A 25,365-nucleotide genomic window follows, 5' to 3' on the forward strand; every position below is an offset into this window, starting at 1 on the left:
CCGTATGATAGCTCGTTTTTGTATAGATAACAGTTATAGCAACGGAGAATAGGAGGAAGGCCTTTCGTGTTTTTAAAAAGATTAGAAATAGCAGGATTTAAGTCTTTTGCTGAGCGTGTATCTGTTGATTTTGTCCCAGGTGTAACTTCTGTAGTAGGCCCTAATGGAAGCGGGAAAAGTAATATTACTGATGCGATTCGCTGGGTACTTGGTGAACAATCTGCAAAATCATTACGTGGTGCAAAGATGGAGGATATTATTTTTGCAGGCAGTGATACGAGGAGAGCGGTTAATGTTGCTGAAGTAACAATAACTTTAAATAATGAAGATCAACGTTTACCAATTGAATACAATGAGGTGTGTGTAACACGTCGTGTATCTCGTTCAGGTGATAGTGATTTTTATATTAATAAACAATCATGTAGATTGAAAGATATTATCGATTTATTTATGGACTCTGGTATGGGAAGAGAAGCTTTTTCAATTATTAGCCAGGGAAAAGTGGAAGAGATTTTAAGTAGTAAGTCAGAAGAGCGTCGAGGTGTATTTGAAGAAGCGGCAGGCGTACTGAAATACAAACTTCGCAAAAAGAAAGCTGAAGGGAAGTTAGCAGAAACACAAGAAAACTTAAATCGTGTACAAGATATAATTCATGAATTAAGTAGTCAAGTAGAACCTTTAGAAAGACAAGCTTCTATTGCGAAAGATTATCTTGAGAATAAAGAAGAATTAGAGAAAGTAGAAGCTGCGCTTATTGTACATGAAATTGAAGAATTGCATGAGAAATGGGAAGCGCTTCGAAATCAGTTTGGGCATAATAAAGACGAAGAAGCTAAAATGTCAACGGATTTACAAAAAAGTGAAGAAGAGCTTGAGGAATTACGAGGACAATTACAAGCGGTAGATGAGTCTGTAGATTCGTTGCAAGAAGTACTTCTTCTTTCTAGTAAAGAGCTAGAAAAACTAGAAGGACAGCGCGAGTTGTTAAAAGAGAGAAAGCAAAATGCTACGACGCATTGTGCGCAACTTGAGCAGTTAATTGTTGAATTAACAGAGAAAGCTAAAAGTTACGATGGTGAAATTGCGTCAAGTACAGAAGCTTTAATGCAATTTGTGAATGAAGTAAAAGAGTTAGAGCAAAAATTGCATGATAATGAGCAACTGCTTGCTACTTTTGCTGACAATTTAGAGGAACAGATTGAGAATTTAAAAGGTGACTATATTGAACTTTTAAATCAACAAGCTAGTCATCGCAATGAATTATCTATGATTGAAGAACAATCTAAACAGCAAACGTCTAAAAACGAGCGGCTGGATGAAGAGAATGCGAAATATGTAGAAATGCGTATGGAAATTACAGCGAAAAAGACGAAACTTGTAGAAAATTACGAACAAGTGAAAGAAAAAGTAGCTGGCATCCTCTCAAACATACAGAAGACAGAGGCGGCGCTCGGGAAATGTAAGACGCAGTATAGTGAAAATGAAACAAAACTGTATCAAGCATATCAATTTGTGCAACAGGCACGTTCTCGAAAAGAAATGCTTGAAGAGATGCAAGAAGATTATTCTGGCTTCTATCAAGGTGTACGTGAAGTATTGAAAGCTAGAGAAAATAGGTTGCAAGGTATCGAGGGTGCTGTTGCGGAACTGTTAACGGTACCTAAAGAATACGAAGTTGCAATGGAAATCGCTCTAGGTGCAGCGATGCAGCACATTGTTGTACAAACAGAGGAACATGCTCGTAATGCAATTGCATTTTTAAAGCAAAATAAACATGGGCGTGCAACGTTTTTACCGCAAGCTGTTATTAAAAGTAGGTCGTTATCATTTGAGCAATTACGCATTGTAAATCAACACCCATCGTTTGTAGGTGTGGCGGCAGAACTTGTGCAGTACAATAATAAATATGAAAATGTAGTTTCAAATTTATTAGGTACTGTTATTGTTGCGAAAGATTTACGCGGAGCAAATGAGTTGGCGAAACAACTGCAATACCGTTATCGCATTGTAACAATCGAAGGGGACGTAGTGAATCCTGGCGGTTCTATGACTGGTGGAGCGGTAAAACAAGCGAAATCTTCTTTATTAGGACGCCAACGTGAACTGGAAGAGTGGACTCGCAAGTTAACTGATATGGAAGAAAAAACAACGAAGTTAGAAAACTTTGTTAAAGCAGTAAAACAAGAGATTCAAGAAAAAGAAGTGAAAATACGCGAACTAAGGCAAACTGTAGAAGCAGAGCGTGTAGATGAGCAGAAATTAAGAGAAGAGATTAATCGTTTAGAATTAGAAGAACATCGTATTAATGACCGCTTGTCTATTTATGATTTAGAGATTGAAGGTTTTTTACAAGATCGAGTAAAAACACAAGGGCGTAAAGAGGCGTTAGAAGGGATTTTAACGAATCTTCAAGCTGATATCACAGAGTTAGATAGTAAAATTGCAGCTTTAACAAAACAAAAAAGTGAGCAACATTCTTCAAAAGAAAAAGTTCAAAAAGAAATGACTGAGTTAAAAGTGCTGGTAGCTGAAAAGCAACAACGCTTATCTAATCAAAAAGAAAAAGTTGAACGATTTACGAAGGAAAAAGAAGAAACGGATGCGACACTTGTAAAAACGAAAGAGGATTTAGCTTTCTTAAAACAAGAAATGACATCTAATTCAAGTGGTGAAGAGCAAATTACGAATATGATTGAGAAGAAAGCGTATGATCGTAATCAAACTTCAGAATTAATTCGCTCTCGTCGCGAACAACGTGTCTCGTTGCAAGAGAGAGTAGAACATTTAGAGCGTAATTTGAAAGAAACGACAGGTAAACATAAATATATTATTGAAATGTTGAAAGATCAAGAAGTGAAAATAAACCGACTTGATGTAGAGTTGGAAAATAGATTACAACATTTACGTGAAACATATACGATTTCATTTGAAGCGGCAAAACTAAAATATACAATGACAATGCCTGCAGAAGATGCGCGTAAGAAAGTAAAATTAATCAAATTATCCATAGAAGAGTTAGGTACAGTGAACCTAGGGGCAATTGATGAATATGAACGCGTAGCGGAGCGTCATACATTTTTACTAGAGCAGAGAGACGACCTAGAAGAAGCGAAAACGACATTGCACCAGCTTATTACCGAAATGGATGAAGAAATGAAAAAACGCTTTTTTACTACGTTTGAAGGCATTAGAATGGAGTTTCAATCGGTATTCTCTGAGTTATTTGGAGGCGGAAGAGCGGATTTAGTAATGACTAATCCAGAGGATTTACTAAATACGGGTATTGATATTGTAGCACAACCGCCAGGGAAGAAATTGCAGAACTTAGGTTTACTTTCAGGTGGAGAGCGTGCTTTAACGGCAATTGCGCTTTTATTTGGTATTTTAAAAGTGCGCCCAGTACCGTTCTGTGTACTAGATGAGGTAGAGGCCGCCCTTGATGAAGCGAATGTAGCTCGTTTTGCACAGTATTTAAAGAAATTTAGTGATGAGACGCAGTTTATTGTAATTACACATAGAAAAGGTACAATGGAAGAGTCTGATGTGTTGTACGGTGTAACAATGCAAGAATCAGGGGTATCTAAACTTGTTTCGGTTCGTTTAGATGCCGGAGAAGAACTTATTGCAAGTGAATAGGAAGGATGGGAAAGTATGAGTTTTTTTAAAAAACTAAAAGAAAAAATTTCAAAACAAACGGATACAGTTACAGAGAAATTTAAACACGGATTAGAAAAAACTAGAAATTCATTTGCGGATAAAGTGAATGATTTAGTGTATCGTTACCGTAAAGTGGACGAAGATTTCTTCGAAGAGTTAGAAGAAATCTTAATCGGTGCAGACGTTGGCGTCGCAACGGTAATGGAATTAATTGATCAATTGAAAGAAGAAGTACAACGTCGTAACATTCAAGATCCAAAAGAAGTACAAGCTGTTATTTCAGAAAAACTAGTAGGAATTTACAAAGGTGACAGCGATTTTAGTAACGAAATTAATATGCAAGAAGACCAATTAACGGTTGTTTTATTTGTTGGTGTTAACGGTGTAGGAAAAACGACGACAATTGGTAAACTGGCGCATAAGTTTAAATCAGAAGGTAAGTCAGTCTTATTGGCGGCAGGAGACACATTCCGTGCTGGGGCGATTGAACAATTAGAAGTATGGGGCGATCGCGTTGGTGTAGAAGTGATTAAACAAGGATCTGGATCTGATCCAGCGGCGGTTATGTATGACGCTGTACAAGCTGCAAAAGCACGTAAGGTAGATGTATTACTATGTGACACAGCAGGACGCTTGCAAAATAAAGTAAACTTAATGAAAGAGTTAGAGAAGGTGAAGCGTGTAATTGAGCGTGAAGTACCAGGTGCTCCTCATGAAGTATTGCTTGTTATTGATGCAACAACAGGACAAAACGGTTTAAGCCAAGCGAAAATATTCCGTGAAGCAACGAATGTAACAGGTATTGTTTTAACGAAGTTAGATGGAACTGCTAAAGGTGGTATTGTATTAGCGATTCGTAACGAAATTGATGTACCGGTGAAGTTTGTTGGATTAGGAGAGCAAATGGATGACTTGCAGCAGTTTGATCCAGAACAATATGTGTATGGTTTATTTGCGAACTTAGTAGAAACAGAAGAAGCGTAAGCGAAAGAAGCGGTATTTCCGCTTCTTTTTCTATAAAAATATATGATGTTAAGAAAAAAACTTGACACTCTTTTGGACTCCATGTAAACTAACTTATGTAAAGGGAAATCACTTAACAAAGGATGATCCAACATGCTCGAAAAAACAACGAGAATGAACTATTTATTTGATTTTTATCAATCGTTGTTAACGCAAAAACAAAGAAGTTATATGTCGCTTTATTATCTAGATGATTTATCTCTTGGTGAAATTGCGGAAGAATTTGATGTAAGTCGCCAAGCCGTGTATGATAACATTAAACGGACTGAAGCGATGCTTGAAGAATATGAAGAAAAATTAGTATTACTTCAAAAGTTTCAAGAGCGACAGCGACTTGTTGCAAAGCTAAAACAGCTAATCAGCGAAGAAGAGCATGTGAATGAAGAAATGAAACAAGTTGTTGAAGCTATCGAAAAATTAGATTAGGAGGGCGGCAATATGGCATTTGAAGGATTAGCCGACCGACTTCAACAGACAATGCAAAAAATCCGCGGCAAAGGAAAAGTTTCTGAAGCCGATGTGAAAGAAATGATGAGAGAAGTTCGTCTAGCTCTTTTAGAAGCAGATGTTAACTTTAAAGTAGTAAAAGATTTTGTGAAGCGTGTGTCTGAACGTGCTGTCGGACAAGATGTAATGAAAAGTTTGACACCTGGACAACAAGTAATTAAAGTTGTACAGGAAGAACTTACAGAACTTATGGGCGGAGAGCAAAGCAAAATTGCTGTTGCTAATAAGCCACCGACTGTTATTATGATGGTTGGTCTGCAAGGTGCGGGTAAAACAACGACGACAGGTAAGCTTGCGAATTTGCTTCGTAAAAAGCATAATCGTAAACCGATGCTTGTTGCAGCGGATATTTACCGTCCAGCAGCGATTAAACAGCTTGAAACATTAGGGAAGCAATTGGACATGCCTGTATTTTCTTTAGGAGATCAAGTAAGTCCTGTTGAAATTGCGAAACAAGCGATTGCAAAAGCAAAAGAAGATCATCATGATTATGTTTTAATCGATACAGCGGGTCGCCTGCATATTGATGAAGAACTAATGGATGAATTAGCGAAAGTTAAAGAAGTTGCGAAACCGGATGAAATTTTCCTTGTTGTCGATGCGATGACGGGACAAGACGCGGTAAATGTTGCACAAAGTTTCCATGAACAGTTAGGTTTAACAGGTGTTGTATTAACGAAATTAGATGGTGATACCCGCGGTGGTGCTGCATTATCTATTAAGGCTGTAACAAACACACCGATTAAATTTGCTGGTATGGGTGAAAAACTAGATGCAATTGAAGCGTTCCATCCAGAGCGTATGGCATCCCGTATTTTAGGGATGGGCGATGTCTTAACATTGATTGAAAAAGCGCAAGCTACAGTTGATGAAGAGAAAGCAAAAGAACTTGAGCAAAAAATGCGTACGCTTTCGTTTACGCTTGACGATTTCCTAGAACAACTTGGACAAGTGCGTCAACTTGGACCGCTTGATGAATTGTTAGGAATGCTTCCTGGTGCAAATAAAATTAAAGGGCTGAAAAATGCGCAAGTTGATGAAAAACAAATTGGGCATATTGAGGCAATTATTCGTTCTATGACTAAATTAGAACGAGAACAACCGGAAATAATCAATGCTAGTCGCAAAAAGCGCATTGCCAAAGGTAGCGGTACAACTGTACAAGAAATCAATCGTCTAATTAAGCAATTCGATGACATGAAAAAAATGATGAAGACGATGACGGGAATGCAAAAAGGCAAGAAAAAAGGACTAGGTGGATTGAAGTTTCCATTCATGTAAGGAAAAAAAGATGGCTCTGTTAAGAAAAAATACTTTACAAAGCAATAGTCTTTTTGCTAATATAATTATCTGTGTGAAATAAATTCGGAGGTGCTTTATAAATGGCAGTTAAAATTCGTTTAAAACGTATGGGAGCTAAAAAAACTCCTTTCTATCGTGTAGTTGTTGCAGATTCTCGTTCTCCTCGTGACGGACGTTTCATTGAGGAAATCGGAACTTACAATCCAGTTGCTCAACCAGCTGAAGTTAAGATCGACGAAGAAGCAGCATTAAAATGGTTAGGAAATGGTGCTAAACCATCTGATACAGTTCGTAACTTATTCTCTAACCAAGGTATCATGGAGAAATTCCACTTATCTAAACAAGGTAAGTAATTGAGGCAATGACTATGAAGAAGTTAGTCGAGACGATTGTCAAGCCTCTTGTCGATCATCCTGAAGATGTAAAAGTTACACAGGAACTTTGCAACGGAGAGATAAAGTATCGATTAACTGTACATCCTGAGGATGTTGGAAAAGTCATTGGAAAGCAAGGGAGAGTTGCGAAAGCGATTCGAATGCTCTTGTATTCAGTGGGACATCATAATGATGAAAAAGTAACACTGGAAATTCAATAAACGTAAAAAGGGCGAGGAGTTATTCCTCTCCCTTTTTTAACATTTAAATAGAGATTGCATGTTCCATCTATGAAATGGAGATGCTTAATTTATATAGAAACCAGGGGTGACATACTATTTATGACAAAGTGGTTTAACGTAGGGAAAATTGTAAATACTCATGGAGTAAGAGGAGAAATCCGTGTGATTTCTCGTACTGATTTTCCAGAAGAGCGATATAAAGTAGGAAACACGCTATACATATCGAATGAGAAAGACACAGACTATCTTCCAGTGAAGGTAACTTCTCATCGCCAACATAAGACATTCGATTTATTAACATTTGAAGGATATAACAATGTAGATGAAGTAGAGAAGTTTAAAGGTTCTTTAATAAAAGTACCGGAAGAGCAGTTAGGTGAACTTGCTGAAGGTGAATACTACTATCACGAAATTATTGGTTGCAGCGTTGTAACGGAAGAAGGAGAAGCGCTAGGGACAATCAAAGAGATTCTCTCTCCTGGTGCAAATGATGTTTGGGTGATTAAACGTCCGAAGGGTCAAGATCTCTTAATTCCTTATATTGATGACGTTGTACTTCAAGTTAATATTGAAAATAAATTAGTAACCATTCATGTAATGGAAGGATTGCTATAATGAAAATTGATATTTTAACGTTGTTCCCAGACATGTTTACCGGTGTATTTGGATCTTCTATATTAAAGAAGGCACAAGAAAAGGAAGCGGTAAACCTTCGTGTTGTTAACTTTCGTGATTATACAACAAGTAAGCATAATAGCGTAGACGATTATCCTTACGGCGGAGGAGCTGGTATGGTGCTTACTCCTCAGCCTATTTTTGACGCTGTAGAAGATTTGACGAAAGAGACAGAGCGTAAGCCGAGAGTTGTCTTAATGTGTCCGCAGGGCGAAAGATTTACGCAGAAGAAAGCGGAAGAGCTTGCAGGGGAAGAACATTTGATCTTTGTATGTGGGCATTATGAAGGGTATGACGAACGAATTCGTGAGCATCTCGTAACGGATGAGATTTCTATTGGTGACTATGTATTAACGGGCGGAGAATTAGCTTCTATGGTTATTACTGATAGTGTTGTACGTCTCTTGCCAGGCGTGCTAGGAAATCATGCTTCACAAGTAGAGGATTCGTTTAGTACAGGTTTATTAGAGCATCCTCATTATACACGTCCGGCTGATTTTCGTGGTATGAAGGTACCGGATGTATTAATGTCAGGGAATCATAAAAATATTGACGAATGGCGACATAAGGAATCTTTGCGCCGTACGTATACGCGTAGACCTGATTTGTTAGATGATAGAGATCTATCTAAACAAGAGAAAAAATGGCTTGAGGAAATAAAGCGAGAGCAGTAATAACTTCATATATTTGCTATTGCAACAGGCCTAGTAATATGCTATTATAACATTTGTGCTACTGAAATCAGTAGCCGTATTAACGATGTTCCGCTGTAATTTATTAAGACTTTATAAGAGCATCTGTTTAAAGGAGAGAATTTAATATGCAACAATTAATCGCAGAAATTACAAAAGGCCAATTAAAAACTGACCTTCCTTCATTCCGTCCTGGTGACACTTTACGTGTACACGTAAAAGTTGTTGAGGGAACTCGTGAAAGAATTCAGCTTTTCGAAGGTGTTGTAATTAAACGTCGTGGTGGCGGAATTAGTGAAACATTCACAGTTCGTAAGATTTCTTACGGTGTAGGTGTTGAGCGTACATTCCCAGTTCACACGCCAAGAATCGCGAAAATCGAAGTACTTCGCCGTGGTAAAGTACGTCGTGCTAAGTTATACTACTTACGTAACCTTCGCGGTAAAAAAGCACGTATTAAAGAAATTCGATAAGACATGTATGGGAGCTTGTAAATGCACAAGCTCCCTTTTTCCAATCTATATGAAATTTTGGTATAATACGAACAGCTTACATAACCGTGGAGGGGAAATGCATGAAAAAAGAGAAGAGTTCACTTTGGGAATGGATTAAAGCAATTTTGATTGCTGTTGTATTAGCTGGTGTTATTAGACAGTTTTTCTTTGCGCCAATTCTCGTAGACGGGGTATCGATGGCACCTACTTTACATGATCGTGATCGAATGATTGTAAATAAAATTGGTTATCACATTGGAGATCCGAAACGATTTGATATTATCGTATTTCGAGCAACAGAAGATAAAGATTACATTAAGCGCATTATAGGCCTACCGGGCGATGAAATAGAGTATCGTAATGATAAGCTGTATGTTAACGGAAAGGCTTATGAGGAGCCGTATTTAGACAAGCAGAAAAAGCAAATTGCTGACGGACCGCTTACATATGATTTTAATCTTGAAGAAATGACAGGCAAGAAAACCGTTCCAAAAGATCAATTATTTGTTTTAGGTGATAATCGTCGTTTTAGTAAAGATAGCCGTTCAATCGGTACGATTTCAATGGATCAAGTAATTGGTAAAGCTAATATGTTATATTGGCCGTTAGAAGACGCACGTATTGTGAAATAAATGAAAAAGAAGGTGGCAACATGGTAATTCAATGGTTTCCAGGGCATATGGCGAAGGCTAGACGCCAAGTAACGGAGAAATTAAAATTAATTGATGTTGTAATTGAACTTGTAGATGCTCGATTACCATTATCATCTCGAAACCCAATGATTGATGAAATCATTACACATAAGCCAAGGCTTGTTGTTTTAAATAAAGCGGATATGGCAGATGACCGTTTAACAAAACAATGGATCGCATATTTTAAAGAAAAAGGTCATATGGCAATTTCGATTAACGCGCAAGCTGGACAAGGTATGAAAGAAATTGCAGCAGCTTGTAAAGTGCTTGTTAAAGAAAAATTTGATAAAATGGTTGCAAAAGGTATTAGACCGAGAGCGATTCGTGCATTAATTGTAGGTATACCAAATGTTGGTAAATCTACATTAATTAATAAGTTGGCAAAGAAAAATATTGCTAAAACAGGAGATCGTCCAGGTGTGACAACAGCTCAACAATGGATTAAAGTTGGGAAGGAAATGGAATTGTTAGATACGCCAGGTATTCTGTGGCCTAAATTTGAAGATCAATTAGTGGGTCTTCGCTTAGCGACGACGGGTGCAATTAAAGATTCAATTTTAAATTTACAAGATGTAGCTGTTTACGCATTACGTTTTATGGAGAAACATTATCCAGAACGCTTGAAAGAACGCTATAATTTAAATGAGATTCCAGAAGATATTGTGGAATTATTCGATGCAATTGGAAAAAATAGAGGCTGCTTAATGGGCGGCGGAATGATTGATTATGATAAGACATCTGAGCTTGTACTTCGTGAGCTTCGTGGTGGCAAACTTGGAAAAATGACGTTTGAAACACCGGAAGAGTTTGCAGAGCAAGTAGAAGATGTGGAAAAAATAGAAGAAGTATAAGACGTGCGTTTGTGCGTCTTTTCTTTTTGGATACGTTTAAAAAGGAGTTTGTATAAATGCAAAAAATGACGATAAAAGAAGCGGAAAATGTATTGAAAGAAATTATGAATGAAGAAGATGATCGCTTTCAACTGTTAATGAAAGATGAGCGAAAAGGCGTTCAAAAGCTCGTTTTGAAGTGGTATAAACAAAAAGAGTTAGAACAGAAAGAAAAAGAGAATTTTTTTGAAATGTCCAAGTATGAAAATGCTTTGCGTGAAAAAGGGGTCACATATATCGCGGGTATTGATGAAGTAGGGCGTGGCCCGTTGGCTGGGCCTGTTGTGACGGCAGCTGTCGTCCTTCCAGAGGATTTTTATATTCCAGGGTTAAATGACTCAAAAAAGCTGAGTGAAGCGAAACGTGAGCGTTTTTATGATGAAATAAAAGTACAAGCAATTGCAATTGGAGTAGGAATTGTATCACCGCAAGTTATTGATGACATTAATATTTACCAAGCAACGAAACAAGCAATGTTAGATGCAGTTGCAAATTTATCTTGTACACCCCAACATTTATTAATTGATGCGATGAAGCTTCCTACACCAATTCCGCAAACCTCAATTATTAAAGGTGATGCGAAAAGTATTTCTATTTCAGCTGCATCTATTATTGCGAAAGTAACGAGAGATCGTATGATGAAAGAACTGGGAGAAAAGTATCCTGAATACGGATTTGAGCAACATATGGGATATGGCACAAAGCAACATTTAGAGGCAATTGAAGTGCATGGAGTATTAGATGAACACCGAAAGTCATTCGCGCCAATTAAAGATATGATTCAAAAATAAGCTGTAAATATACAGCTTATTTTTTATTTTGGCATATAAACATTACTATTTTCGAAAAAGAATAAAGCGATTTCAGTTTTCTGACACTTTATTGTAGACAGCGTGCCAATCATCTTATACAATGGCAATGTAATGTTTTTTAAACATTAAAAAACTTTTCGAGTAAAACAGGAAAACAGGGGAGGATGGGACCATGAATATCCATGAGTACCAAGGTAAGGCAGTCCTTAGAAGCTATGGGGTTAGCGTTCCGAACGGGAAGGTTGCATTTACAGTAGAAGAAGCTGTAGAAGCAGCGAAAGAACTAGGAACAGATGTATGTGTAGTGAAAGCACAAATTCACGCTGGTGGACGCGGCAAAGCTGGCGGAGTAAAAGTTGCAAAAAATTTAGATGAAGTTCGTACATATGCAGAAAGCATTTTAGGAACTACACTTGTGACACATCAAACAGGTCCTGAAGGTAAGGAAGTAAAACGCTTACTTATCGAAGAAGGTTGCGATATTAAAAAAGAATATTATGTAGGTCTAGTTTTAGATCGTGCAACTTCTCAAGTTGTTTTAATGGCGTCTGAAGAAGGCGGAACAGAAATTGAAGAAGTAGCAGAAAAAACACCTGAAAAAATCTTTAAAGAATATATTGATCCAGCAGTAGGCTTACAAGGTTTCCAAGCACGCCGAATTGCATTTAACATCCATATTCCAAAAGAGCTTGTAGGACAAGCTGTGAAGTTTATGATGGGCTTATACCGTGCGTTTATCGAAAAAGATTGCTCTATCGCTGAGATTAACCCACTTGTTACAACAGGTGAAGGTAAAGTTATGGCATTAGATGCAAAATTAAACTTTGATTCTAATGCGTTATATCGCCATAAAGACATTTTAGAGCTTCGTGATCTTGATGAAGAGGATTCAAAAGAAATTGAAGCTTCAAAATACGATTTAAACTACATTCCTTTAGATGGAAATATCGGTTGTATGGTTAATGGTGCAGGTTTAGCGATGGCTACAATGGATATCATTAAACATTACCACGGTGACCCAGCTAACTTCTTAGATGTTGGTGGCGGTGCAACTGCTGAAAAAGTTACAGAAGCATTCAAAATTATCCTTTCTGACAAAAATGTAAAAGGTATCTTCGTTAACATTTTTGGTGGTATTATGAAGTGTGATGTTATTGCAGAAGGTGTTATTGAAGCAACGAAACAAGTAGGTCTTGAGTTACCTTTAGTTGTACGTCTTGAAGGTACAAACGTAGAACTAGGTAAGAAAATTTTAAATGAGTCTGGCTTAAATATTGTTGCAGCAGAATCTATGGCAGACGGTGCACAAAAAATTGTTTCACTAGTGGGCTAATAGAAAGCGGGGGAGAAAAATGAGCGTATTAGTTAATAAAGATACAAAAGTTATTGTTCAAGGTATTACAGGTTCTCAAGGTTTATTCCATACAAAACAAATGATTGAATACGGTACGAAAATTGTCGGTGGTGTAACACCAGGTAAAGGCGGCACTGATATTGAAGGTGTACCAGTATTTGATACAGTAGAAGATGCAGTGAAAGCAACAGGCGCAAACGCTTCAGTTGTATACGTTCCACCCGCTTTTGCGGCAGATGCAATTATGGAAGCAGTTGATGCAGAAATTGATTTAGTAGTATGTATTACTGAAGGAATTCCTGTATTAGATATGGTAAACGTAAAGAGATATATGGCTGGTAAACATACACGTTTACTTGGACCAAACTGCCCAGGTGTAATCACACCAGATGAATGTAAGATTGGTATTATGCCAGGATATATTCATAAAAAAGGTCATGTTGGTATCGTATCTCGCTCTGGTACATTAACGTATGAAGCTGTACATCAATTAACACAAGAAGGTATTGGCCAATCTACTGCTGTAGGTATCGGTGGAGACCCTGTTAACGGTACAGACTTTATTGATGCGTTAAAAGCATTTAATGAAGATGAAGAAACACATGCTGTAATTATGATTGGTGAAATCGGCGGTACAGCAGAAGAAGAGGCAGCTGAATGGGTAAAAGCTAATATGACAAAACCTGTTGTAGGCTTCATTGGTGGTCAAACAGCGCCTGCTGGCAAACGTATGGGCCATGCTGGTGCAATCATTTCTGGTGGTAAAGGAACTGCTGCTGAAAAGATTAAAACAATGGAAGCTTGTGGCATTAAAGTAGCTGAAACTCCAGCAGTTATGGGAGAAACGCTAATCTCTGTTTTAAAAGAAAAAGGTCTATTTGAGACTTGCAAAAACTATTAATCTGTTGAAAGACACCTTCTTACTTGAGGGTGTCTTTTTACACTTTTTTCTGTTTACATAATAAAAATTATGGGTAAGGAGAATCAAGATGAAAAGAGAGCGGTTATTACATCTTCATTACTTGCTAGCAGATTATTGGAAAGCGATGGAGAGGCTACTATATGTCGATCCAGAATTAAAGAACATATATAATTTTAACGAAAAACAAATGGAGCACTACACTGGAATATCCTCGAAAAAATCTTCAGAACTAGTGAAATTTCTTCAAAGTTCAAATCTTCCGCAATATATATCTTATTTAGAGAAAAATCGTATCTTTTATATAACGATATGGGATGAAAATTATCCACAATTATTACGTGAAATACAAGACCCTCCCTTCGTTTTATATGGAAAAGGAGAGAAAGATTTTCTAAATAAAGTAAATAAATTAGCAGTTGTTGGAACGAGAGAACCATCATTATATGGTCATGAGAGCTTGAAATTTATTTTACACCCTTTATTAGAAAGAGAGTGGCTTATTGTCAGTGGGTTTGCAAAAGGGATAGATACAATGTCTCATGAGATTACAGTAAGGCATCATTGTCCCACTATTGGGATATTAGGGCATGGATTGTCGTTTATGTATCCGAAAGAAAATAGACATTTATATGAAATGTGGAAGGAATATATATTGTTATTGACAGAGTATCCTCCGCACTATGCACCGAAAAAATGGTATTTTCCAAAAAGGAACCGGATTATTAGTGGTATAAGTAAAGGTGTTTTAGTTGTAGAAGCGAAATCGAGAAGTGGGACACTTATTACTGCAGACCTTGCGTTAGAGCAAAATAGAGAGGTGTTTGCGCTTCCTGGACCTATATTTATAGAGGGGGCATCGGGAACAAATCATCTTATTCAACAAGGCGCAAAATTAGTAAGAAATGCAGAAGATATCTTGGAAGAGATTTTAAATTAACCTTATATTTTTAAATTTTTATTAAACAATTATTGACAAATGGTAGATTGGCACTGTATGGTATATTCATTCTTGATTGACAAAAACAAGAGAAATCAATAAGATTAATGAAGACTTGAATCCACCTCTTAAGGAGGCACTAGCATGTCAGATTACCTCGTGATCGTGGAGTCGCCTTCTAAGGCGAAGACCATTGAGAAATATTTAGGGAAAAAATACAAAGTTGTCGCGTCTATGGGACATGTTCGCGATTTGCCAAAAAGTCAAATGGGGATAGAAGTAAAGAACAACTTCACCCCGAAGTATATTACCATTCGTGGTAAAGGTCCCGTCTTAAAAGATTTAAAATCAGCGGCGAAAAAAGCAAAGAAAGTCTATCTCGCGGCCGATCCAGACCGCGAAGGGGAAGCAATTGCTTGGCATTTAGCGAATACGTTAAATGTGGACGTTGAATCAGATTGTCGGGTTGTGTTTAATGAGATTACGAAAGATGCAATCAAAGAATCATTTAAACATCCTCGTGCAATTAATATGGATTTAGTAGATGCACAACAAGCAAGACGTATACTTGATCGTCTTGTTGGTTACAATATTAGTCCTTTATTATGGAAGAAAGTAAAAAAAGGATTAAGTGCAGGGCGTGTACAATCTGTAGCAGTTCGTTTAATCATCGAACGTGAAAAGGAAATTCAAAGCTTTGAACCTGAAGAATTCTGGACAATTAAAACAGAATTTGTAAAAGGAAAAGACACATTTGAAGCAAGCTTTTACGGTGTAGATGGGGAAAAGGTTCAATTAACGAATGAAACGCAAGTGAATGAAATAATTGAACAGATGAAAGACAATGCGTTTTCAGTTGAAAATGTAACGCGCAAAGAGCGAAAACGTAATCCTGCATTACCGTTTACAACATCTTCCTTGCAACAAGAAGCAGCACGTAAGTTAAACATGCGAGCAAAGAAAACGATGATGCTTGCACAGCAATTGTATGAAGGGATAGATCTTGGAAAACAAGGAACTGTAGGTCTTATTACGTATATGAGAACTGATTCAACACGTATCTCAGAAACAGCTCAAACAGAGGCTCGTACTTACATCACTGAAGCGTATGGTACGGAATACATAGGAACAGAAAAGAAGAAAGAAACGAAAAAGTCAAATGCACAAGATGCACATGAGGCAATTCGTCCTACTTCGGTAATGAGAAAGCCAGAGGAACTAAAAAGTTTCTTAAGTCGTGATCAACTTCGATTATATAAATTGATTTGGGAGCGATTTGTTGCAAGTCAAATGGCGTCTGCTATAATGGATACTGTGACAGCGAGACTCATTAATAACAATGTTCAGTTCCGTGCAAGTGGATCGGTTGTAAAGTTCCCAGGATTTATGAAAGTGTATGTAGAGTCGAAAGATGATGGTGCTGAAGAAAAGGATAAGATGTTGCCGCCTTTAGAAGTAGGGGAAACTGTATTTTCGAAGGATTTAGAACCGAAGCAACATTTTACACAACCTCCTCCGCGCTATACAGAGGCTCGTCTAGTAAGAACACTTGAAGAACTTGGAATTGGAAGACCGTCGACTTATGTACCTACACTTGAAACGATTCAAAAACGTGGATATGTAGGCTTGGATAATAAACGCTTTGTTCCGACTGAACTTGGTGAAATAGTAATTGAACTTATTTTAGAATTTTTCCCGGAAATTATTAACATTGAATTTACTGCCAATATGGAGCAAAGCCTTGATGAAGTGGAAGAAGGAAATGCCAATTGGGTGAAAATTGTTGATGATTTCTACGTAGGATTTGAACCGCGCTTAGAAAAAGCGGAAAAAGAAATGCGTGAAGTGGAAATTAAAGATGAGCCAGCTGGGGAAGACTGTGAATTATGCGGACATCCAATGGTCTTTAAAATGGGTAAATACGGGAAGTTTATGGCTTGTTCGAATTTCCCTGATTGTCGTAATACAAAACCGATTGTGAAAGAAATCGGTGTAACTTGTCCGAAATGTGAAGAAGGACAAATTATTGAGCGTCGTAGTAACAAAAAGAAACGCCTTTTCTATGGATGCGGTACGTATCCAGAATGTGACTTTGTATCTTGGGATAAGCCGATTGGTCGTAAATGTCCGAAGTGTGAAGGCATGCTTGTAGAGAAGAAGTTGAAAAAAGGCGTGCAAGTACAATGTATTTCGTGCGATTATGAAGAAGAACAACAAATGTGAGCGTAACTGCTCACATTTTTTTCGGGAAGAAAAGGAAAGGTGATATATATGACAACACAAGTAGTAAACGTCATTGGCGCAGGTCTTGCAGGAAGTGAAGCGGCTTACCAAATTGCAAAACGTGGTGTCCAAGTTAGATTATATGAAATGAGGCCGGTAAGGCAAACGCCAGCTCATCACACAGATAAATTTGCTGAATTAGTATGTAGTAACTCACTTCGTGCAAACACTTTAACAAATGCAGTTGGAGTTATTAAAGAGGAAATGCGTTTAATGGATTCTGTAATTATTCGTGCGGCAGATGAGTGCTCTGTACCAGCTGGAGGTGCGTTAGCTGTAGACCGTCATGAGTTCGCAGCTAAAGTAACAGAATACGTAAAAAACCATCCGAATGTAACGGTAGTGAACGAAGAGCTTACTGAAATTCCAGAAGGACCAACAATTATTGCAACAGGTCCACTTACATCTCCTGATCTTGCTGCACAATTAAAAGAACTAACAGGTGAAGATTATTTCTATTTCTACGATGCGGCAGCACCAATCGTAGAAAAAGACAGTATTGACATGAATAAAGTATATTTAAAATCGCGTTATGACAAAGGCGAAGCTGCATATTTAAATTGCCCAATGACAGAAGAAGAGTTTGACCGTTTTTATGAGGCTTTAATTGCTGCTGAGACAGTGCCTTTAAAAGAGTTTGAAAAAGAAATTTTCTTTGAAGGTTGTATGCCAGTAGAAGTTATGGCAAGTAGAGGGAGACAGACGCTAGTATTTGGACCTATGAAACCTGTTGGATTGGAAGATCCAAAAACAGGGAAAACGCCATATGCTGTTGTTCAGTTACGTCAAGATGATGCAGCAGGAACTTTATACAATATCGTAGGTTTCCAAACGCATTTAAAGTGGGGACCACAAAAAGAAGTGCTACAGTTAATACCGGGACTGGAAAATGCAGAGATTGTACGTTATGGTGTAATGCATCGTAATACGTTTATTAATTCACCTAATTTGCTTCGTCCAACATATCAATATAAACAACGTGATGATTTATTCTTCGCTGGTCAAATGACTGGAGTAGAGGGATATGTTGAATCAGCAGCATCAGGATTATTAGCAGGAATTAATGCTGCACGTCTTGTGCAAGGTGAAGAGCCAGTTGTATTACCGTCAGTAACTGCGATGGGCAGCATGGCAAATTACATTACGGCAACGAACGCTAAAAACTTCCAACCGATGAATGCGAACTTCGGTCTATTTGCACCGTTAGAGAAGAAGATCAAAAAGAAAGCGGAACGAAATGAAGCATACGCAACACGCGCTTTAGAAACAATTCAAAATTTTGTAAATATTTAGTTAAATTTCTTGCAAAGGCTACTAAGTTGTGATACGATTTAGTAGCCTTTATTGAGGTGAGTTGTGTGAATGTGAAGAAATTGTTACAATTATTCGTTGGATATTTACAAATTGAAAGAAATTATTCAAAATATACAATTGCAAGTTATCAAAATGATTTAGAACATTTTGTGCAATTTATGGAGCGAGAAGGCATATCCTCTTTTTTAGACGTTACATACGCGGATGTTCGTTTGTACTTAACGACGTTGCACGATGAAAAGTTAGCCCGTAAATCTGTCGCAAGAAAAGTATCAAGCTTACGAAGTTTATATCGTTTTTTGATGCGTGAAGGTTATCGGAAAGATAATCCGTTTGCACTTGCGTCACTCCCCAAAAAAGAATTGTCAATCCCAAAGTTTTTATATGCTGAAGAGTTAGAGGAATTATTTGAAGTTTCTGACACGGGAACGCCATTAGGTCAAAGGAATCAAGCTTTATTAGAGTTGATGTATGCGACTGGAATCCGTGTGAGTGAATGTGTCAATTTACAACTTACCGATATTGACTTTGCGGTGGGAACAATTTTGGTAATGGGAAAAGGAAAAAAACAAAGGTATATTCCGTTCGGAAGCTATGCGCAAGATTCTTTAATTACTTATATAGAGAATGGGAGAAAACAGTTAGTTAATAAGACTGACGAAGACTCTCGTATGGTGTTTTTAAATGCGAAAGGTACACCGCTAACAAGTCGTGGAGTGCGTTATGTTTTAAATGAACTCATTAAAAAGGCTTCACTGACAATGCGAATAAGTCCCCATATGTTAAGGCATACATTTGCTACACATATGTTAGATGAAGGGGCGGATTTACGTACTGTACAGGAGCTATTAGGTCATGAGAATTTGTCGACCACACAAATTTATACGCATGTCTCTAAAGAAAGATTGCGTTCTGTTTACATGAAGCATCACCCGCGGGCATAAATTGCTTTAAAAGCTATAAAAACAAATAAAGGAGTTTTTTCTATGGGGAATTTCCACGCTACAACGATATTTGCAGTTCATCATAATGGAGAATGTGCAATGGCTGGAGATGGTCAGGTGACAATGGGAAATGCTGTTGTAATGAAACATACAGCTCGTAAAGTTCGCAGACTTTTCCAAGGTAAAGTTTTAGCTGGTTTTGCAGGTTCAGTTGCTGATGCATTTACTCTTTTTGAAATGTTTGAAGGAAAATTAGAAGAGTATAATGGCAACTTGCAGCGTGCAGCTGTTGAAATGGCAAAACAATGGCGTGGCGATAAAATGTTACGTCAACTAGAAGCGATGCTCATTGTCATGGATAAAACAACTATGCTCCTTGTTTCAGGTACAGGAGAAGTGATTGAACCGGATGATGGTATTTTAGCAATTGGATCTGGTGGGAATTATGCACTTTCTGCAGGTCGTGCTTTAAAGCAATATGCAAGTGAACACTTAACAGCGAAACAAATTGCGAAAGCGAGTTTAGAGATTGCTGGCGATATTTGTGTTTATACGAATCACAACATAATTGTTGAAGAATTGTAGAATCGTAAGGGAGGCATTTTATATGCATTTACATTTTACTCCGCGCCAAATTGTGGAAAAATTAGATCAATACATCATCGGTCAAAAAGACGCAAAGAAAGCGGTTGCTGTAGCGTTGAGAAATCGATACCGTCGCAGTAAATTAGCTGAAAATTTACGTGATGAAATAGCACCTAAAAACATTTTGATGATTGGACCGACAGGTGTTGGGAAAACAGAGGTAGCACGACGAATGGCGAAACTCGTTGGAGCACCTTTTATTAAGGTTGAGGCTACAAAATTTACAGAAGTTGGATATGTGGGTAGAGATGTAGAGTCGATGGTACGTGACCTTGTGGAAACATCGGTTCGTATTGTAAAAGAAGAAATGGTAGTGAAAGTTCAAGATAAAGCAGAAGAGCAAGCGAATCAACGTCTTGTTGAAATTTTAGTGCCGAGTCCGGAGAAGCAATCTGGATTTAAAAATCCATTAGAGATGCTTTTTGGGGGCGCTCAAAATTCGAGTCAAACGTCTGATACACAAGAAGATGGTGAAATTGAAAAGAAACGTCAAGATGTGGAGAGAAAGCTTGCTGCAGGGCTTCTTGAAGACGAAATTGTATCGATTGAAGTGACTGAGCAACAGTCGTCAATGTTTGATATGTTACAAGGAACTGGCATGGAGCAAATGGGAATGAATTTCCAAGATGCGTTAGGGAGTTTTATGCCGAAAAAAACAAAAAAACGTAAACTTTCTGTAAAAGAAGCAAGAAAACTCTTGACAAATGAAGAGGCACAGCGCTTAATTGATATGGATGAAGTTACACAAGAGGCTGTTTATCGTGCTGAACAGCTCGGGATTATTTTTATCGATGAAATTGACAAAATTGCTGGTAAGCAGTCGAATAGCGTAGATGTATCACGTGAAGGTGTGCAACGTGACATTTTGCCAATTGTAGAAGGGTCGAATGTTGCGACAAAATACGGATCAGTAAAAACGGATTATATTTTATTCGTTGCAGCTGGAGCGTTCCATATGTCTAAACCGTCGGATTTAATTCCGGAATTGCAAGGGAGATTTCCGATTCGAGTAGAATTAACGAAATTATCGACAGACGATTTTGTTAAAATATTAATCGAGCCTGACAATGCGTTAATTAAACAATATATGGCATTATTAGCGACTGAAGGTATAGAAATTGAATTTTCAGACGAAGCTATTCGTAAGATTGCTGAGATTGCTTATCAAGTTAATCAGGATACAGATAATATTGGAGCAAGAAGACTTCATACGATTATGGAGAAGCTCCTTGAAGATTTATCGTTTGAAGCATCTGAAATTACGTTAGAGAAAATAACGATAACCCCTCAATACGTTGAGGAGAAATTAGCATCAATTGCTAAAAATAAAGATGTGAGCCAGTTTATTTTGTAATAGTGTCATCAGGTGACTCGCCCTAGTTTCCAAGTGATGAAAAAATATGTGAGTAACATGTAGGAGGAACTTTTGAAATGGAATTATTAGCAAAAACAAGAAAATTAAATGCGTTATTACAGAGCGCAGCAGGGAAGCCTGTAAACTTTAGAGAAATGTCTGACACAATGTGTGAAGTAATCGAAGCAAACGTATTCGTAGTTAGCCGTCGTGGTAAATTACTAGGTTATGCAATTCACCAACAAATCGAAAACGAACGCATGAAGCAAATGCTTGCAGAACGTCAATTCCCAGAAGAATATACACAAAGCTTATTCAACATTACAGAAACATCTTCAAACTTGGATGTGAACAGTGCTTACACAGCATTCCCAGTAGAAAACAGAGAATTATTTGGTCAAGGTTTAACTACAATCGTACCAATCGTTGGTGGTGGTGAGCGTCTAGGTACATTAGTATTAGCTCGTCTAGGTCAAGAGTTCTTAGATGACGATTTAATCCTTGCTGAGTACAGCTCAACTGTTGTAGGTATGGAAATCTTACGTGAAAAAGCAGAAGAAATCGAAGAGGAAGCACGTAGTAAAGCTGTTGTTCAAATGGCGATCAGCTCATTATCTTACAGTGAGTTAGAAGCAATTGAGCACATCTTCGAAGAATTAAATGGAACAGAAGGTTTACTTGTTGCAAGTAAAATTGCTGATCGCGTAGGAATTACTCGCTCTGTAATCGTAAATGCACTACGTAAATTAGAAAGTGCTGGTGTTATTGAGTCTCGCTCTTTAGGTATGAAAGGAACATACATTAAAGTGCTAAACGACAAGTTTCTACAGGAACTTGCTAAATTAAAAACAAACTAATTTATAAAAAACTCTCCTCGATTGAGGAGAGTTTTTTTGTGCAATGATTGATGGTGCTTGTGAAAAGTGGCATAAGCGTGTTTTCTGGGAAAACTATTAATTGTATTTTGCTTTTTTGCTTAAAAGAAATGAAGGTTGGTAATACTAGAATTCGAGTATGAACAAAGAAAGTTTTACATTGTTCGCATTTTCGACTTGATTGTAATATTTCAGTATGATATAGTAAGCAGTGGTGTCAGTACAAAGTACACACGTTTACTGATTTAAGTGTTGGTGCTACGTTTGTAGTTTCGCTTAGAGATGAAGTAAACGGAGGATATCAAAAACCATTTAGGAGGAACTATATTATGTCAGTAATTTCTATGAAGCAATTGCTTGAAGCTGGTGTTCATTTCGGACATCAAACTCGTCGTTGGAACCCAAAAATGAAGCGTTACATTTTCACAGAGCGTAACGGTATCTACATCATCGACTTACAAAAAACTGTGAAAAAAGTTGAGGAAGCTTACAGAACGATGCGTGACATCGCTGCTGAAGGTGGAGACATTTTATTCGTAGGTACTAAAAAACAAGCACAAGAAGCTATTAAAGAAGAAGCAACTCGTGCGGGTATGTACTTCGTTAACCAACGTTGGTTAGGTGGAACTTTAACAAACTTCCAAACAATCCAAAAGCGTATCAAGCGTCTTAAAGACATCGAAAGAATGCAAGAAGATGGTACTTTCGAAGTACTACCTAAGAAAGAAGTTGTTCAACTTAAAAAAGAGTTAGAGCGTCTTGAGAAATTCTTAGGCGGTATTAAAGATATGAAAGGTCTTCCAAGTGCATTATTCGTAGTAGACCCTCGTAAAGAGCGTATTGCAGTTGCTGAAGCACGCAAATTACACATTCCAATCATCGGTATCGTTGATACAAACTGTGATCCAGACGAAATCGATCACGTTATCCCAGCAAACGATGATGCAATTCGTGCTGTAAAACTTCTTACATCTAAAATGGCAGACGCGATCCTTGAAGCAAAACAAGGTGAAGAAACTGTTACTGCGTAACAAAGTTGGAAAGGTGATAAGGGGTTCGGCCTTTTATCACCTTTTTTAAGGTATAAACACCTTTATAAAAAGTATAAATACATATTTTAGGAGGATGAAAAGTATGGCAATCACTGCTCAAATGGTAAAAGAATTACGTGAAAAAACTGGCGCAGGTATGATGGACTGCAAAAAAGCTTTAACAGAAACTAACGGCGACATGGAGAAGGCAATTGACTTCTTACGTGAAAAAGGTATTGCGAAAGCTGCTAAAAAAGCAGACCGCATTGCTGCTGAAGGTTTAACTTTCATCGAAACAAACGGTAACGACGCTTTAATCTTAGAATTAAACTCTGAAACTGATTTCGTTGCGAAAAACGAAGGTTTCCAAGCATTAATTAAAGAACTAGCTGCTCACTTATTAGCTAACAAACCTGCTAACGTTGAAGAAGCTATGACTCAAACAATTGAAGGCGGCAAAACAGTAGAAGAGCACATCAACGAAGCAATCGCTAAAATTGGTGAAAAACTTACACTTCGTCGTTTCGAAATCGTATCAAAAACTGATGCAGATGCATTCGGCGCTTACCTACACATGGGTGGACGTATTGGTGTATTAACAGTTCTTGAAGGTTCTACTGATGAAGCAGCTGCTAAAGATGTAGCAATGCACATTGCAGCAGTTAACCCTAAATACATCGACCGCGATGCTGTAACAGCTGAAGAAGTTGAGCATGAGCGTCAAGTATTAACACAACAAGCATTAAACGAAGGCAAGCCTGAAAAAATCGTTGCAAAAATGGTTGAAGGCCGTCTAGGCAAATTCTTCGAAGAGATTTGCTTACTTGACCAAGCATTCGTTAAAAACCCTGATATGAAAGTTCGTCAGTTCGTTGAGTCTAAAGGCGGAACATTAAAAGGATTCGTTCGCTACGCTGTTGGCGAAGGTATCGAAAAACGTGAAGACAACTTTGCTGAAGAAGTAATGAACCAAGTAAAAGGTAGTAACTAATACAGATTAGGGAACACATTGTGTTCCCTTTTTTAAAATAAAGATGTAAGCAATTGGAGGTTCATTATGAGTAAACCGAAATATAATCGTGTCGTTTTAAAGTTAAGTGGAGAAGCTTTAGCTGGAGAGCAAGGATTTGGAATTAATCCAACTGTTATTAAGTCAGTTGCAGAACAAGTAAAAGAAATTGCAGAACTTGATGTAGAGGTTGCTGTTGTTGTTGGTGGCGGTAACATTTGGCGTGGGAAAATTGGAAGTGAAATGGGCATGGATCGTGCAGGAGCAGATTACATGGGCATGTTAGCTACAGTTATGAATTCATTAGCTCTTCAAGATAGCTTGGAGAATATTGGAATCCAAACTCGTGTACAAACTTCAATTGAGATGCGTCAAGTGGCAGAGCCTTACATTCGCCGTAAAGCAGTTCGTCACTTAGAGAAAAAACGTGTTGTTATCTTTGCAGCAGGTACAGGTAATCCATACTTCTCTACAGATACAACAGCAGCATTACGTGCAGCGGAAATCGAAGCAGACGTTATTTTAATGGCGAAAAATAATGTGGATGGCGTATATAGCGCAGATCCATCTATTGACCCAACGGCTACGAAATACGAAACGCTTACTTACTTAGATGTATTAAAAGAAGGTTTAGGTGTAATGGATTCTACAGCTTCTTCTCTATGTATGGATAATGATATTCCATTAATTGTATTCTCGGTTATGGAAAAAGGTAATATTAAACGTGCCGTTTTAGGCGAAAATATTGGAACAGTTGTAAGGGGGAAATAAATATGGGACAACAAGTATTGAAGTCTTCAAATGAAAAAATGGAAAAAGCAGTTGCTGCTTATTCTCGTGAATTAGCAACAGTTCGCGCTGGTCGTGCAAGCTCGTCTGTATTAGATAAGGTACAAGTTGATTACTATGGTGCACCAACACCAGTTGTGCAATTAGCGAACATTACAGTTCCAGAAGCACGTTTACTTGTAATTCAACCTTATGATAAAACTTCTATCGGTGATATCGAAAAAGCAATTTTAAAAGCAGATTTAGGCTTAAACCCTTCTAATGATGGAACTGTAATTCGTATTGCATTCCCTGCATTAACAGAAGAGCGTCGTCGTGATCTTGTTAAAGTTGTGAAAAAATATGCTGAAGAAGCAAAAGTTGCTGTTCGTAACGTACGTCGTGACGGAAATGATGATCTTAAGAAGCTTGAAAAAGCTGGCGAGATTACAGAAGATGATTTAAGAGGATATACTGAAGATATCCAAAAAGAAACAGATAAATATATTGCAAAAGTTGACGAAATCGCAAAAAACAAAGAAAAAGAAATCATGGAAGTGTAATAGCGA

General features: G+C 37.7%; 25 protein-coding genes. All 25 read left to right on the forward strand.

What is annotated here, in order from left to right:
* Nucleotides 1-66: 66 nt before the first annotated feature.
* On the forward strand, nt 67-3,636 hold the full coding sequence (gene smc, locus ACLBXA_RS19485) for a chromosome segregation protein SMC (RefSeq protein WP_000478966.1): 3,570 nt from the start codon (nt 67-69) through the stop codon (nt 3,634-3,636).
* Nucleotides 3,637-3,651: 15 nt separating this feature from the next.
* Nucleotides 3,652-4,641 (forward strand): signal recognition particle-docking protein FtsY, encoded by a 990-nt coding sequence (gene ftsY, locus ACLBXA_RS19490; protein WP_277490131.1) that lies wholly within the window; start codon nt 3,652-3,654, stop codon nt 4,639-4,641.
* A gap of 132 nt (nt 4,642-4,773) precedes the next feature.
* Nucleotides 4,774-5,106 (forward strand): putative DNA-binding protein, encoded by a 333-nt coding sequence (locus ACLBXA_RS19495; protein WP_000891062.1) that lies wholly within the window; start codon nt 4,774-4,776, stop codon nt 5,104-5,106.
* 12 nt (nt 5,107-5,118) lie between these two features.
* On the forward strand, nt 5,119-6,468 hold the full coding sequence (ffh, locus tag ACLBXA_RS19500; protein WP_000863460.1) for a signal recognition particle protein: 1,350 nt from the start codon (nt 5,119-5,121) through the stop codon (nt 6,466-6,468).
* 101 nt (nt 6,469-6,569) lie between these two features.
* Nucleotides 6,570-6,842 (forward strand): 30S ribosomal protein S16, encoded by a 273-nt coding sequence (gene rpsP, locus ACLBXA_RS19505; RefSeq protein WP_000268748.1) that lies wholly within the window; start codon nt 6,570-6,572, stop codon nt 6,840-6,842.
* Nucleotides 6,843-6,856: 14 nt separating this feature from the next.
* Nucleotides 6,857-7,084, forward strand: a complete 228-nt coding sequence (locus tag ACLBXA_RS19510; protein ID WP_000737393.1) for a KH domain-containing protein — start codon at nt 6,857-6,859, stop codon at nt 7,082-7,084.
* Nucleotides 7,085-7,204: 120 nt separating this feature from the next.
* Nucleotides 7,205-7,720, forward strand: coding sequence for a ribosome maturation factor RimM (rimM, locus tag ACLBXA_RS19515; protein WP_000170272.1), 516 nt, complete (start codon nt 7,205-7,207; stop codon nt 7,718-7,720).
* Nucleotides 7,720-8,454: a tRNA (guanosine(37)-N1)-methyltransferase TrmD gene (gene trmD / locus ACLBXA_RS19520; protein ID WP_000686901.1), complete on the forward strand. Its 735-nt coding sequence runs from the start codon at nt 7,720-7,722 to the stop codon at nt 8,452-8,454. Before rimM ends, trmD begins: the two co-directional genes overlap by 1 nt.
* Before the next feature lie 146 nt (nt 8,455-8,600).
* Nucleotides 8,601-8,945, forward strand: coding sequence for a 50S ribosomal protein L19 (gene rplS, locus ACLBXA_RS19525; RefSeq protein WP_001186516.1), 345 nt, complete (start codon nt 8,601-8,603; stop codon nt 8,943-8,945).
* Nucleotides 8,946-9,046: 101 nt separating this feature from the next.
* Entirely contained in the window at nt 9,047-9,598 is a 552-nt protein-coding gene (lepB, locus tag ACLBXA_RS19530; RefSeq protein ID WP_000711853.1) for a signal peptidase I, read from the forward strand.
* Nucleotides 9,599-9,618: 20 nt separating this feature from the next.
* On the forward strand, nt 9,619-10,509 hold the full coding sequence (gene ylqF / locus ACLBXA_RS19535; protein ID WP_000236702.1) for a ribosome biogenesis GTPase YlqF: 891 nt from the start codon (nt 9,619-9,621) through the stop codon (nt 10,507-10,509).
* Nucleotides 10,510-10,565: 56 nt separating this feature from the next.
* Entirely contained in the window at nt 10,566-11,339 is a 774-nt protein-coding gene (locus ACLBXA_RS19540; protein WP_001171121.1) for a ribonuclease HII, read from the forward strand.
* Between the two features lie 193 nt (nt 11,340-11,532).
* Complete coding sequence (gene sucC, locus ACLBXA_RS19545; RefSeq protein WP_001020784.1) at nt 11,533-12,693, forward strand: ADP-forming succinate--CoA ligase subunit beta; 1,161 nt, start codon at nt 11,533-11,535, stop codon at nt 12,691-12,693.
* A 19-nt stretch (nt 12,694-12,712) separates the two neighbouring features.
* Nucleotides 12,713-13,615, forward strand: a complete 903-nt coding sequence (gene sucD / locus ACLBXA_RS19550) for a succinate--CoA ligase subunit alpha (RefSeq protein WP_000115178.1) — start codon at nt 12,713-12,715, stop codon at nt 13,613-13,615.
* A gap of 88 nt (nt 13,616-13,703) precedes the next feature.
* Nucleotides 13,704-14,573 carry a DNA-processing protein DprA gene (gene dprA / locus ACLBXA_RS19555; protein ID WP_000818044.1) on the forward strand — a complete coding sequence of 290 codons (870 nt, stop codon included), beginning with the start codon at nt 13,704-13,706 and terminating at the stop codon, nt 14,571-14,573.
* Nucleotides 14,574-14,717: 144 nt separating this feature from the next.
* Entirely contained in the window at nt 14,718-16,796 is a 2,079-nt protein-coding gene (gene topA, locus ACLBXA_RS19560) for a type I DNA topoisomerase (RefSeq protein ID WP_001286957.1), read from the forward strand.
* A 48-nt stretch (nt 16,797-16,844) separates the two neighbouring features.
* Entirely contained in the window at nt 16,845-18,149 is a 1,305-nt protein-coding gene (gene trmFO / locus ACLBXA_RS19565) for an FADH(2)-oxidizing methylenetetrahydrofolate--tRNA-(uracil(54)-C(5))-methyltransferase TrmFO (protein WP_000213006.1), read from the forward strand.
* Between the two features lie 65 nt (nt 18,150-18,214).
* The gene (gene xerC, locus ACLBXA_RS19570) at nt 18,215-19,114 is read left to right on the forward strand and encodes a tyrosine recombinase XerC (RefSeq protein WP_001101245.1); all 900 of its coding nucleotides are present in this window, start codon (nt 18,215-18,217) and stop codon (nt 19,112-19,114) included.
* A gap of 42 nt (nt 19,115-19,156) precedes the next feature.
* Nucleotides 19,157-19,699, forward strand: coding sequence for an ATP-dependent protease proteolytic subunit HslV (gene hslV, locus ACLBXA_RS19575; RefSeq protein ID WP_000526274.1), 543 nt, complete (start codon nt 19,157-19,159; stop codon nt 19,697-19,699).
* 22 nt (nt 19,700-19,721) lie between these two features.
* Nucleotides 19,722-21,113: an ATP-dependent protease ATPase subunit HslU gene (hslU, locus tag ACLBXA_RS19580; RefSeq protein ID WP_000550083.1), complete on the forward strand. Its 1,392-nt coding sequence runs from the start codon at nt 19,722-19,724 to the stop codon at nt 21,111-21,113.
* Nucleotides 21,114-21,190: 77 nt separating this feature from the next.
* On the forward strand, nt 21,191-21,970 hold the full coding sequence (gene codY, locus ACLBXA_RS19585) for a GTP-sensing pleiotropic transcriptional regulator CodY (RefSeq protein WP_000421290.1): 780 nt from the start codon (nt 21,191-21,193) through the stop codon (nt 21,968-21,970).
* Nucleotides 21,971-22,317: 347 nt separating this feature from the next.
* Entirely contained in the window at nt 22,318-23,019 is a 702-nt protein-coding gene (gene rpsB, locus ACLBXA_RS19590) for a 30S ribosomal protein S2 (RefSeq protein ID WP_000111485.1), read from the forward strand.
* A 103-nt stretch (nt 23,020-23,122) separates the two neighbouring features.
* A complete protein-coding gene (tsf, locus tag ACLBXA_RS19595; protein WP_001018576.1) occupies nt 23,123-24,010 on the forward strand; it encodes a translation elongation factor Ts in 888 nt (295 codons plus the stop codon).
* A 66-nt stretch (nt 24,011-24,076) separates the two neighbouring features.
* Nucleotides 24,077-24,799, forward strand: a complete 723-nt coding sequence (gene pyrH, locus ACLBXA_RS19600) for a UMP kinase (protein WP_000042669.1) — start codon at nt 24,077-24,079, stop codon at nt 24,797-24,799.
* A gap of 2 nt (nt 24,800-24,801) precedes the next feature.
* Nucleotides 24,802-25,359 (forward strand): ribosome recycling factor, encoded by a 558-nt coding sequence (gene frr, locus ACLBXA_RS19605; RefSeq protein WP_000531505.1) that lies wholly within the window; start codon nt 24,802-24,804, stop codon nt 25,357-25,359.
* The last annotated feature ends 6 nt before the right edge of the window (nt 25,360-25,365 follow it).

The organism is Bacillus sp. D48C, from assembly GCF_053345735.1.